This is a genomic window from Cognataquiflexum nitidum, from assembly GCF_022538055.1.
Lineage (GTDB): Bacteria > Bacteroidota > Bacteroidia > Cytophagales > Cyclobacteriaceae > Cognataquiflexum > Cognataquiflexum nitidum.
In genome coordinates, this window is the sequence record NZ_JAKZAM010000001.1 from 87089 (window position 1) to 99917 (window position 12829).

At 38.8% G+C, this 12829-nt stretch carries 12 protein-coding genes; 4 read left to right on the top strand and 8 right to left on the bottom strand.

Annotation, left to right across the window (positions count from 1 at the left end; all coding sequences use genetic code 11):
- Positions 1-97 precede the first annotated feature (97 nt).
- On the top strand, positions 98-877 hold the full coding sequence (gene truA, locus MMU07_RS00380; protein ID WP_241123843.1) for a tRNA pseudouridine(38-40) synthase TruA: 780 nt from the start codon (positions 98-100) through the stop codon (positions 875-877).
- Positions 878-923: 46 nt separating this feature from the next.
- Here the strand turns inward: truA and MMU07_RS00385 are convergent, their stop codons facing one another.
- From MMU07_RS00385 to MMU07_RS00420, 8 genes are all read right to left on the bottom strand, one after another.
- Positions 924-1739, bottom strand: a complete 816-nt coding sequence (locus MMU07_RS00385) for an enoyl-ACP reductase FabI (protein WP_241123844.1) — start codon at positions 1737-1739, stop codon at positions 924-926.
- Between the two features lie 334 nt (positions 1740-2073).
- On the bottom strand, positions 2074-3726 hold the full coding sequence (gene recN, locus MMU07_RS00390) for a DNA repair protein RecN (RefSeq protein ID WP_241123845.1): 1653 nt from the start codon (positions 3724-3726) through the stop codon (positions 2074-2076).
- Between the two features lie 47 nt (positions 3727-3773).
- Positions 3774-4679 (bottom strand): type IX secretion system protein PorD, encoded by a 906-nt coding sequence (gene porD, locus MMU07_RS00395; protein WP_241123846.1) that lies wholly within the window; start codon positions 4677-4679, stop codon positions 3774-3776.
- A gap of 41 nt (positions 4680-4720) precedes the next feature.
- Entirely contained in the window at positions 4721-5929 is a 1209-nt protein-coding gene (coaBC, locus tag MMU07_RS00400) for a bifunctional phosphopantothenoylcysteine decarboxylase/phosphopantothenate--cysteine ligase CoaBC (RefSeq protein ID WP_241123847.1), read from the bottom strand.
- Complete coding sequence (locus MMU07_RS00405; RefSeq protein ID WP_113925103.1) at positions 5929-6240, bottom strand: DNA-directed RNA polymerase subunit omega; 312 nt, start codon at positions 6238-6240, stop codon at positions 5929-5931. The genes coaBC and MMU07_RS00405 overlap by 1 nt, the downstream gene beginning before the upstream one ends.
- Positions 6241-6268: 28 nt before the next feature.
- Entirely contained in the window at positions 6269-7177 is a 909-nt protein-coding gene (locus MMU07_RS00410) for an outer membrane protein assembly factor BamD (protein WP_241123848.1), read from the bottom strand.
- A 68-nt stretch (positions 7178-7245) separates the two neighbouring features.
- Entirely contained in the window at positions 7246-7953 is a 708-nt protein-coding gene (locus tag MMU07_RS00415; RefSeq protein ID WP_241123849.1) for a T9SS type A sorting domain-containing protein, read from the bottom strand.
- A gap of 184 nt (positions 7954-8137) precedes the next feature.
- On the bottom strand, positions 8138-9754 hold the full coding sequence (locus MMU07_RS00420; RefSeq protein WP_241123850.1) for an OstA-like protein: 1617 nt from the start codon (positions 9752-9754) through the stop codon (positions 8138-8140).
- A gap of 50 nt (positions 9755-9804) precedes the next feature.
- Between MMU07_RS00420 and tilS the strand changes: the two genes are divergently transcribed.
- From tilS to mdh, 3 genes are all read left to right on the top strand, one after another.
- Positions 9805-11121, top strand: coding sequence for a tRNA lysidine(34) synthetase TilS (gene tilS, locus MMU07_RS00425; RefSeq protein WP_241123851.1), 1317 nt, complete (start codon positions 9805-9807; stop codon positions 11119-11121).
- 3 nt (positions 11122-11124) lie between these two features.
- Positions 11125-11649, top strand: a complete 525-nt coding sequence (locus MMU07_RS00430; protein ID WP_241123852.1) for a Crp/Fnr family transcriptional regulator — start codon at positions 11125-11127, stop codon at positions 11647-11649.
- Positions 11650-11881: 232 nt separating this feature from the next.
- Positions 11882-12820 (top strand): malate dehydrogenase, encoded by a 939-nt coding sequence (gene mdh, locus MMU07_RS00435; protein ID WP_241123853.1) that lies wholly within the window; start codon positions 11882-11884, stop codon positions 12818-12820.
- The last annotated feature ends 9 nt before the right edge of the window (positions 12821-12829 follow it).

Sequence of the window (12829 nt, forward strand, 5' to 3'; positions counted from 1 at the left end):
GAATTTTAGGAAAACCCTCCAAATGTTCAAAACTTTTGGAGGGTTTTGTATTTGGAATGTTTGATGCTTTTATTTGTCATTTAGCCATCAATCCAAAATGCAAAACAGACCTTATTCTTACCTTTTTTACCTGCAATACCTAGGGCTTCGGTATCATGGTTGGCAAAAGCAACTTGGAGTCAAAACCATTCAAGGGACTTTGGAAAAAGCATTTCGGTTTGTATTAGGTCACGAAGATTTTACTATCCTCGGTGCAAGCAGGACAGATGCAGAAGTTTCCTGTAATGGTGGTGCATTTGAATTGTTTTTGAAACATGAAATCTCTCCCGACCTTATTGAAACCATAAATTCATTTCTCCCTTCAGATATCAGGCTATTAGGGTTTGAGCCTGTTCCATTGACCTTTAATGTTATTCAGGATGTCATTTGGAAAGAATACCGTTTTCACTTTGCAATTGGAGAAAAGTTTCATCCTTTTGCGGCGGGAAATATGACTTTTTTTGAAGGAATACCTGATCTTGATTTGATGAAAAAGGGCGCAAAACTTTTTGTAGGGAAACATGATTTCCGGCGGTTTTGCTCTATCGATAAAGTGACAGATGATTATATAAGAGAAGTTTTGGAGGCTGACATTTGTTCCCATTCTCAGGCTGGAAAAGGCCTTACTCCGGAAAAAGCCTTCACTTTTTCGGTAAAGGGAAAGGGGTTCCTCAGGTATCAGGTAAGGATGATGATGGCGGCTTTGATGGATTTAGGACTGGGGAAAATAACTTTGGAAGATTTTAAAAATGCCTTGGATTCAGACCAAACAAGTCCCATTTCGATTGCAGCACCTGCAAATGGATTGGTTTTGGAGAGGGTGGAATTCAAAAAATAAGGGCTGAAACTAATCAGCCCTTATTTTTAAAATGAATCTTTGAACTTTAAAGATCCATGAATTTATTCATGATATCCTCAGAAATCCCTGTATTGGAATAACCACCGTCGTGGAAAAGGTTCTGCATGGTGACCATTCTGGTCAAATCTGAAAACATGGTTATGATATAATCAGCACAAGCTTCAGCTGATGCATTTCCAAGTGGAGACATGGAATCCGCAAAATTATAGAAGGTATCGAATCCGCCGATTCCTGTTCCCGCGGTAGTCTTGGTGGGAGATTGGGAAATGGTATTTACCCTTACTTTTTTGAGCTTGCCATATCTGTATCCATAACCTCTTGCAATGCTTTCCAAAAGTGCTTTGGCATCAGCCATATCTGTATAGAAGGGATATACTCTTTGCGCTGCGATGTAGGAAAGTCCAAGGATAGAACCCCACTCGTTCATGGCGTCCATCTTCTCAGCTACCTGCATCATTTTGTGAAAAGATATAGAAGAGACATCGTAGGATTTTGCTGCCCATTCGTAATTGAGATCGCCATAGGAGCGTCCTTTACGGATATTTGGGGACATGCCAATAGAGTGAAGCAAAAAGTCAAAGTTCCCACCTAAATACTCACGGGCTTCGGTATAGAGTTTTTCGATATCTTCCAAAGAAGTGGCGTCTGCAGGGATGACGATGGTATTGCACTGCTCTGCTAATTCCTTGATGGCCCCCATTCTCATGGCGATAGGTGCATTGGTCAATACAAACCTTCCACCTTGTTCGTGTGCTTTGAGTGCAGCTTTCCAAGCAATGGAGTTTTCATCTAAAGCTCCTGTGATTATTCCGAGTTTTCCTTTCAATAAATTCTCTGGCATGATATGTTCTTTTGATTTGGTCAAATAATGTGTAAAAATAAGATTTGGAGAGGCAAGAACCAAGTACAAAGTATCAAGTAAAGAAGTGAGAAACGAGAGGAGGCAGAAAATGGCGAGAGGTGAAAGGTAAGAGGTGGGGGAGGTTGGAAGTACCAAGTGCCAACTATCAAGAAGCGAGTATCAAGTATCAAGTACTAAGTACCAAGTACAAAGTACCAAATACCAAGAAGTGAGGTATAAGTAGATGGTGTGATGCGAAAGGTAAGAGGAAAAAGGGAACAAGGGCAAAGGTCAGTTAACCAATTTACCAAATACCCAATAACCAAATAAACAATTAACTCCCCAACAACTCCCTAGCACTTTCAAACGCAGTTGGAGACGGATTGGCTCCGGCGATCATTTTGGCGATTTCCAAAACCCGCTCCTCCCCATCTAAAAGCTTTATTTTACTGATGGTCTTGTCTGCGCTGTTGTCTTTATACACAAAATAATGTTGGTCGCCCTTGGCAGCCACTTGTGGCAGATGACTGATACAAATGACTTGGTGCTGTTTTGCAATGTCCTGCATCATTCTGACCATCTGAAGCGCGATTTCACCCGAAACACCGGTATCTATTTCATCAAAAATCAAAGTCGGGAGGGCCATTTTATCAGCCATGATATACTTGATGGCGAAGATCAATCTGGAAAATTCACCGCCTGAAGCCACCTGTTTCAATGCTTGTGGTTTTACGCCTTTATTGGCTGAAAAAAGGATATCAATCTGATCCATTCCGTTTTTGGTTGGGGTGATTGATTGCTGCGAAAACTCAACCTGCGCATTTTCCATACCCAATTGTTGTAATAATTTTGCAAGTTGGGAAGCAAATGGATGAAATGCTGATTTCCTTTTTTCGGAAAGGGCTTTGCCTTTTTCGGTCAATTCTTTCTCTGCAGTTTCTTTGGCTTTTTTCAGTTTCTCAAGTTCTTCATCCAGATTCTCCACCAAAAAGACTTTATCAGCGAGTTGATTTTCCAAAGCAATCAGTGCTTCCACACTATCCAAACCATGTTTTTTCTGCAGGTGGTAAATTTTGCTTAACCTCGTCCTTACTGTTTCAAGTTTGGCAAAATCAACTTCAATCTGTCTATCTTCTTCTTCCAGACTTGCCGCGATATCTTTCAATTCAATCAATACGCTTTGAAATCGTTCACCATAGGTTTCAAATCTATGCGCATATTTCGAGAGCTGTTGCACACCTTGATTGGCCAAAGCCAAAAGCTTCAAGGCTCCAAATTGCTCGTCCTCCATTTGGGAAAGGACTTCCTGAATTTTAGACTTGATGTCCTCGGCATTTTCCAAGATTTCCTGCTCACTTTCCAGGTCATTTTGCTCACCTTCCTGAAGTTTCAATTCGGATAATTCTTCCAACTGAAATCTATTGAAATCAGCTTCTTTTTTCATTTCTAAAGCTTCTTGACTTAGCTTTTCAAATACCTTTTTTGCAGACTGGAATGACTTAAAAGTTGATAAATAAGAAGCTTTTTCTTGATGGCTTTTTGAAAATGCATCTACCAAGTCCAATTGGTATTCACCTTCCCCAAGTTGCAGGTTATCATGTTGTGAATGAACATCCATCAGTGCCTTACCAAGGTCTTTCAAGGTTTCAAGCTTTACAGGAGTATCATTGATAAATGCGCGGGATTTACCATTTGGGCTAATTTCTCTTCTAATGATGCACTCAGGATCAAAATCCAGGTCTTCACTTTTGAAAAAATCCTCCAGTCCATAACTTCCGATGCCGAAATTCCCTTCGACCACACACTTTTTGTCCGGGTTGAGCAGTGCTTTGGTATCTGCTCTATTTCCCAATAACAGTCCAACAGCACCCAACATGATGGATTTCCCTGCCCCGGTTTCTCCGGTGATCATGTTAAGAAACTGGCTTGGTGTCATTTCCAAGCTTTGAATCAGGGCGTAATTGGCAATGCTGAGTGAGCGGAGCATTTAATGGGTTTAATTTTTTTATTCAACAAATCTAACAAATAACGGAATCAATCTTTGAGTAGGTCATTGTACCTTTTTGAGTTGTTTGGATCAATTTTAAGAAGTACTTCTACAGCCTCTGCGCGTACTTCTTTTGGGGCATTTTGGAAAACCCGCATTATTTCATCTCTTTTTGCATCCAAAAATGCAATTACAAAAATACTGTTTGGCTGTGCGGTGTTGGCACTTTCTACCAATTGGAATGCAGTAACCATATTTTCATAAGCTTCCTCAGGATTGGTGAGAAGCATGTCAAGTCCTTTGCGGTGGTAGAGATATATGGCTTCCCTTATTGGTGCAAAGACAGATGAAGTATAGATGTCATTAATAAGCCAATACCTGTTTCTCCTGTCATTGGGATTGGGCATCCAACCGGCTCTATTCGATTGTTGGGCATTGTTGACGATTCCATTCGCTATTTCAAAGTATGGATTTCCTCCTCTTAAAGAAAAACTGTCATAATCAAAACCCAAAGCGATATAGGCATAATAAGCCAATAATGAACTTATGTTGTTAAGAAAGGCAAACCTATTGAATTCAAGGGGTTGAGAGAGTAGATATTCAAATCCCCAATTCCGGTCAATAAAATTAATGACCATACTTTCATAGTTAGTACCATAAACTGGTCTGACTGTTTGAATCTGAACTGTTGCATTGTATACGCCTACCTGTGGCATATCGGAAATGGTGATCAGCATATTTCCTTTAATCCTTTCAAAGGCCTGAAATTGATCACCTGTCCAAGTCCGTCCATTAAGGAATTGCTCGAAACTGGTTTTCATGTTTTCGAAAATGGCAGTTTCTTGGGTACGGGCTCTTTCACTATTGATAATAATCGAAAAATTCAATTCTTGTGAAAAGGAGTATGTTGAAACAAAAAAAATCAGAAGGAGTACCGAAAGTCGAATCTTCATGGAGAATGGGTTTTCTTTTAAAGATAACGATATTCTTTTTGTCAGATTTTTACTGGAAGATTTTTAATTTCTCCTAAAATCATCTGCGCGATTTGATTTTTGGGTAGGACGGCAGATTCCAGAGATTTTCCCTTATCAGAAAATATCCTCACCTTATTTGTATCAAGTTGAAATCCTGCTCCTGCATCTTTCATTGAGTTGAGTACGATCAGGTCAAAATTTTTCTTTTGGAGTTTGGACTTGGCATGAAATTCTTCATTTTCAGTTTCCAATGCAAAGCCCACATGAATTTGATTTGGAGATTTTTGTTTACCAAGAGTATATGCAATGTCAATGTTTTTGACCAAGTCAATAGACATCCCATCACCTTCTTTTTTGATTTTTTCAGAGGCAACATGCTTTGGTGCATAATCAGCTACAGCCGCCGCAAAAACACAAATATCCATCTGTAGATGCAGGCTCGAAGAGGTCTTGAACATTTCTTCGGCGCTTCTGACAGGATAAATTTTTATAGAAGGGTTTTCGGGACTCACAGCACCTGCTCCCAAAACAAGGTACACTTCAGCGCCCTGATCTGCAAACGAATCTGCAAGTGCAGCACCCATTTTACCCGAAGAATGATTACTGATGTACCTGACAGGATCAATGGCTTCTTGGGTAGGTCCCGACGTAATCAGTACTTTTTTTCCTTTGAATTCTTGACTTTTTGCAAAGTGGCGGACCACAAATTCTAAAATATGTTCCGGTTCCATGAGTCTACCTTGTCCCGAAAGTCCACTTGCCAATTCTCCCGTTTCAGCTTCAAGGATGATATTTCCAAAAGTTTTGATTTTATTAAGATTCTCCCTTACAGAAGGATGTTGGTACATGTCCAAATCCATAGCAGGAGCCACCATGACAGGACACCGCGCAGAAAGGTAGGTAGCGGATAACAAATTGTCGCAGATTCCATTGGCAAATTTGCCTAATGTATTAGCGCTTATAGGTGCTACTAAAAATAAATCTGCCCATAACCCCAGGTCCACATGATTGGTCCATACTCCGGACTTTGGATCGTGAAACTGATGATGAACAGGTCCTTTGGAAAGGGTAGCCAAAGTCAAAGGGGTAATGAAATCAAGAGCAGAAGTACTCATTATAATCTGTACTTCTGCTCCTTCTTTAACAAGAAGTCTAGTAAGAACAGCTGACTTGTAAGCCGCTATGCTTCCTGTGACTCCCAATAAAATTTTCTTACCCTTCAAAAGCATTATTCAGTAGGTGCTTCAGGACGCCTGAAATACAATTTATCTTCCAAAAACTCTTCCATGGCCAAAGAAGATGGCTTTGGCATTCTTTCGTAGAATTTGGAGATTTCGATTTGTTCTTTGTTTTCAAACACTTCTTCAAGATTATCGACTGTAGAAGCAAATTCTGAAAGCTTGTTATTCAATTCCTCCTTCATGCTTGAAGAAATCTGCTTTGCTCTTTGGGAAGCAATATGTATAGACTCATATAAGTTTCCTGTTTTTTCAGAAATCTTGTCCAAATCTCTAGTGATGATTGATGGATTAACTGCCATGTCTTATTTTTTTAAAATTACTGCTTGATTATTTGTCTTTTTCGAGTTCTGCTCTTTTTTCAGCTTCATTTTCTGCCTTTGCCTTAGCAAGCTCCTCCTCGTATTCCTTTTTTATTTTTTGATGGGCGAGTAATTCAACTTGGGATTTTCTAACCAACTCATCAATACTGCCTATATACTTACTGTCGGGATATTTTCTTTTGAACTGAGAGGCATATTTCGAGACATCCTTTAACCTTTCTTCTTTTTTATCAAAAACACTTCTTTCCCCATATGCCAAGGAAACTTCCACTAATTTGTATCCAAGCTCCTCGTTATGCTTACTATCAGGGTAGCTTTTTGCAAAATTCTGAAAATTGATAATACATGCCCTGTAGAAATCTCCGGGATATAATCCATCTGTTAACCTTAGATAAAGCAAAGATTCCTGATAGGCTTTCTCTTCAAATCTGACTTGAAGATCTTCAATCATTGCTGTCGCCCTTTCGTATGAATCGGATTCAGGAAATCTATTGATGAATATCTGTATTGCATTTACGGCATCGTGACTGCTTTTTTGGTCAAGATTATAATCCGGAGCATCCAAATAAAGAGAGTAGGCGTTCATGAACAAAGCCTCTTCAGCCATCGGGCTTCGGTTGTAAGTCTGATAGAAAGTGTTAAAATATCCGGCTGATTCTATATATCTCTTTAATTTGAAATGACTATATGCGTAATTAAAATCTGCAAGTTCAGCTTTCTCACTTCCTCGGATTACCGGAAGTACTTTGTCATAAAGGATGATGGCTTTATTAAACTCCCCTTCATTATAATACCTATTGGCACCTTCATAAAGCTCCTCCCAGTTTGTACTTTTTTCTAATTTATAGAAACCAGAGCAACCTGAAACTGCAACGATGAGAAATATTGGAATGATGTAGAGGGAGAGTTTTTTCATTGCTTTTGGAGGCGCAAATATAAATGAATATTCATTTGAAACCAATTATTTATCAAATGGGGGAGTGGCTACTTCTTGACAACGAGTTTTTTGGTGACAATATTTTTGTTGTCAACGAATAAAGTATAAAAATAAACTCCAGGGTTAAAATCTGCGACATTGATCACGAGATTCTTTTGGAGTGGGTCTAATTGGTATTCGGCCACGGGGTTTCCGATAAAACTGTTAATACTTATTTTTACTACTGCAGTTGGGTTTTTGATTACATAATCAATTTGGGCCATCCTGTTGGTCGGGTTAGGATACGCACTACCTATGCTAATGTCCTTATGATTGGTTTCGTCAGCACTCGGATTAGAAACCTCATAGACAGACTCAATCACAAATACGTCCCTGATGTTGGTGCTATTGTAGAAATGTAGGTCGAAATTCCCCTTGGTTTCGATTATACCTAATTCGAACTCCAAGTAAAGGTCTGTGAATATTTCACCTGCCTGTAATATGATTTTAATTTTGGAAAGGTCTCTCTTCGGATCAAAGCATTTCTCAGCTATGCAGATTTTTACATTTTGGGAAGAACCTATATTTCCTCGAAGAAATTTGAGGCTGTATTCTTTAACCTGATTGCTTTCATTGTGGATGATCAGGGATTTTCTCTGTGAACTTCCTATTGTACCGCTGAATTCGATGTTTTCAGACAAGACCCTTATCTGTGCTTCCGATAATAACGGAAGCATGATCAAGATGCATGTAAAAAGTAAGAAAATTCGTTTCATGTAAATGTTTATCAATAGGCCGTATTCGCTGTGTTGCAGTTATTGTTGATACGTATAAATTTAACAAATAGGTTTGGTGTTTTTATACAAACAGGGTTAAAAATTGTTAACCTTTTATAAAATTTTTTTAATGTAATTCCGTTTGCCTACGCAGATTTCCCTTTTGGTTTTTCCCAACTTGCATTTAGTTTCCCGATTTTAGTTTTTCCTCCAAAAGTTTTTGTATTTCCTCGTCACTTGGGGCGAGGATAACTGCATCGGGCTGATTGAAAAAATTAAATCTGTTTTTTTCTCTTTTTTTGGGCATTCTCCACTCATTGATAGCTTTCATACTCGGTTTTTCTTCTTCCCTCCATCTAAATCCCACTAATTCTTTGTCCTTTTCTTCTATCATATGGGGTGGTTTGAAGTTGCCTTCGGGCTTGACCAGCCAATTTATCTTTTTGATATTTCCTTCTTCAAAGAACATCATGATATTGGCGCAAAGCATTTTATTCATTCCACGCAGCAGGGTATCTCCCACCAAATCAAAATAAATGGATTCTCCATTTCCCTGAATATGTAACCTGCTGATTTTTTGATCTTTGAAGTATCCTGTCATCCTCCGGCCTTTCATCTGATTGAAATTGCCAATTGTATCGCGATTTACCGTAAATGCATTCTGGATTAGAAAAACCTTGTCTATTTCTTCATTTACTATCAAAAAACTGATACTGTCAGCAGTGATCTGATTTTTGTTTTCCCAAATAATAGGGTCTTTGTAGAGGTGAATGGTCGAGTCGGAATTGATGTAGACCAAAGAGTCGGATTTTCCGTGAAGTTCAGATTTGATCAATCTGACATTGTGAAAGGCATATAGGAATCTTTGCTGCGAATCAGCACTCTCCTCTGAAATAAGCGTATCTGCGGCAACAAACATGGTGTCTGTTTCCATGTATTTTTTTACCAAGGCATTACCGTACACTATACTGTATTTGCGGTCCTCCCAATATTTTCCCTCTTCACCAAAAATCTCGATTTCTCTTTCTTTGTTGTAAAGACTTACATTGACTTTGCCCTCATAGTATTTATTATTCTCTTCATAATAAAGGGTTTCAGCATAGACCAAGCTTGTTTCAGTCTCCACATCTCCATCATAAAATCTGAAGATTTTATTCTCAGTGTCGTAATAGCTCCCTTTTTGGGCGTTAAGTAGATGCCCCTCTTTAGAGACTATATTGGTGATTCCTACTGTTTCTGCTGTCTTTGGTACAGTGCGATAAATTAAAAAATCTGTCTTTAAGGTATAATCAGGATTGACCAATATTACCTGATCGGTAAAGGTGATTTTCTCTAGTGTAGTTTCATAGCTGCCATTCTCACTTGTAAGTACATTGGTACTATCGACTACTTTGCCTTTGTTGAAATAATTGGCCACACCTGTAGCCCTGTTATAATCTAAAAAATCTGTATACAGTGTTGTGGTTTGGTTTTTGAAAATCACATTGGTTCTCAGTTTGGCAGTTTTGGTATTTCCGTCATACTCGGCATACCTGCTTGTGGTAGTGATTGGGTCCTCGGTGTCCACTATCCGGACGCTTCCATAAAGAATGGCCCTGTTTTCTGCCCTATAAAAATGTGCAGAGTCGCAATAAATCAGAGAGTTTTGATGCTTCATCCTGACATCAATCAATAATCTCTCAAATCCATTGGCCCCCTGTAGCAACTCTGCATTTTGGATCTCAAGCAAATTCTGGGCGTAAACACCCTGAATTTGCCACATAAACAGCAAAATGAAGAGAAATGAAGCGTATTTGATCATTAGAATTTTGAATCAGGGTGCAAATTAACCAAAATTGGTATTTTTGATTTATGGAAGAGCTTTTTAAAAACCATATACGTTCAAAAAAACTTTTGGATGAAAACAAATTTTACCTTCTCGCTATAAGTGGAGGTATAGATTCCGTCTGTTTGGGTTATTTGCTTCGCTCAGCAGGTATAGGTTTCGCACTTGCCCATGTCAATTTTGGACTTAGAGGAATGGAAAGCCATGGAGATGAAGTTTTTTTACGAGGTCTTGCAAAGCAATGGGATGTGCGACTCCATGTGGTCCATGCCAAAAAAGAAGAATTAGATCGTCCGGGCAGTTCGATACAGATGGCTGCAAGGGAATTTCGCTATGCTTGGTTTGAGGACCTTCTAAAAGAATATGGCTACGGAGGATTATTGGTGGCCCATCATGCTGATGACCAATTGGAGACTGTCTTCCTCAACTTATTGAGAGGTACGGGGATTGAGGGAATTTATGGCATGTCTGAGGTTAGGGGAGATGTTATTAGACCTTTGTTAGGGTTTTCAAGATCGGATATTGAGGCATTTATGAACTCCAATTCCTTGGGATGGCGAGAAGATAGCAGCAATCAAAAAAATGATTACAAAAGAAATATCCTCCGAAATAAGGTGTTGCCAATGCTGAAAGAGGAGTTTCCCGAAAGTCTTCAAGTCCTGGACATGAGTTTCAAAAGGCTGAAAGATACTGGTAGGGCTTTTTTTTCCTTATACCAAAAGTGGAAAAGCGAGGTAATTTTATCAGAAGGGGAATACCAATATTTGTCTATAAATGAAATCAGCAATATTCCCGGAAAGCATTCTATGCTATATTATTGGCTTAGGGATTTTGGGTTTTCGTATTCGGATGTCAAGGATATTTTTGCTTCTATTGACAAGGGGGACATTGGAAAAACTTTCCATGCCGGAAAATACATTTTGAATAAAGACAGGGAATACCTGATTTTGGGCAAAAATGATTTTGAATGGGAAGAGAAAAAGGTTGAAGTGCATGATATTTCTGTCCTCATTAAAGACAAAAAATATGATATACTCCATCTTGAAGGGGATATTGATATGGATAAATCGAAAGAAAACGCCATGTTTGATTTGGATAAACTCCTGTTTCCCCTAGTCATCAAAAAATGGGAGTTGGGAGATAGGATTGTGCCATTGGGGATGGACAAGCCAAAAAAAATCAGTGATTTATTAGTAGATTTGAAAGTGCCATTGATCCAGAAAAAGCAGGTTTTGGTACTTTGGTCTGGCGACGAAATAGCCTGGGTAGTTGGTTTTAGGATAGGAGAGCATTTCAAATGTGGACCAAAAACGAAAAGAGTACTTTATTTCAAAAACATATAAGCAATGATCAATCCTTTTTCCAGGACTTTCAATGAAAGTGAACTTGAAATTTTTCAGTTTCTTTCACAGGTTAATTTTTTTGAAAAACTCAAAAACATTGAAATGGCTAGATTTTTACCTGCCATACACCACCGTAAATATTTAAAAGACGAAGTGATTTTCTTCCGAGGGGATCCAAGTCAAGCTTTTTACATCATTAAAAGTGGGAAAATCAACCTTACCATTGACATCAAGGAGTCATTTGAAGTAATCAAAGAATTGGGGAAAATTGAAGCTTTTGGAGAAAATGCTCTTTTGGAAAATACCAAGAGGATTTACACAGCAATTGTGGGCACCGATCAGGCGGAGCTGATGGTAATACCACATTTTGCCATTATGGAGATCTTTGAAAGCAACCCAAAAATCAAAGCCAAGGTGATGACTTCATTGGCGGAGTACTATAATGAAAATAACAGACGGCTTTTCAAATCTTATAAAAATTCATTTGGGTTTTTCAACCTTGGCGAAATGTTTGAAACACCTCAATAAATACAATTCTGATCTTGGAATTCAATAATTCCAACATGTTCTGGACCAAAAAATAAAAATAGGCAAGAAGGACCAACATCTGAAAATTTTGCCCGTAAAATCTCTTGAGAATAATTAAAACAAACGGCCGATTATTAAGTATTCAATCGGAATACTTTATTTAGAAACCTTTGTTTAATAACTTAGCGCCACTTTTGAAATAAATTTTAAAACTAAAAATAAACCTTATATCATGACAAAAGTAACCGTAGTTGGTGCCGGCAATGTCGGGGCAACATGTGCTGACGTATTGGCCTATAGAGAGATTGCAGAACAGATAGTTTTGGTAGACATCAAGGAAGGAATTGCGGAAGGCAAAGCCCTGGATATCTGGCAAAAGGCACCTATCAATCAGTATGACAGCCGGACTGTTGGGAGTACCAACGATTACAGCAAAACCGCCAATTCTGATGTGATTGTGATTACTTCAGGTTTGCCGAGAAAGCCCGGAATGACAAGAGATGACTTGATTGAGACCAATGCTGGAATCGTGAAGTCCGTTACTGAAAACGTGGTAAAGCATTCTCCAAATGCAATCATCATCGTGGTTTCCAATCCTTTGGACGTAATGACCTATCAAGCCCATATTACTTCTGGTTTATCAAGAAATAAAGTGATAGGTATGGCAGGTATCTTAGACACTGCAAGATACAGAGCATTTATTGCTGAAGAGTTGAATGTCTCTTCAAAAGAAATCCAGGCAATCCTGATGGGCGGACATGGTGATACCATGGTACCTCTCCCAAGATACACCACTGTAGCGGGTATCCCTGTAACCGAATTGATCGGAAAAGAAAAACTTGATGCCATCATTGAAAGGACAAAGTTTGGTGGTGGCGAGCTTGTCAAACTGATGGGAACTTCTGCTTGGTATGCCCCGGGTTCGGCAGCAGCCCAAATGGTGGAAGCCATTCTCAAAAACCAAAGAAGGGTATTTCCTGTCTGTATCAAACTTGACGGCGAATATGGCATTGATGATTGCTACTTGGGTGTTCCTGTGATTTTAGGAAAAAACGGTGTAGAAAAAGTCATTGAACTTGATCTTAATGCTGAAGAAAAAGCAATGCTTGAGGTGTCTAGAGGCCACGTAAAAGAAGTAATGAATGTCTTGGACAAACTTTCTTCAAAATAATCCTTAACA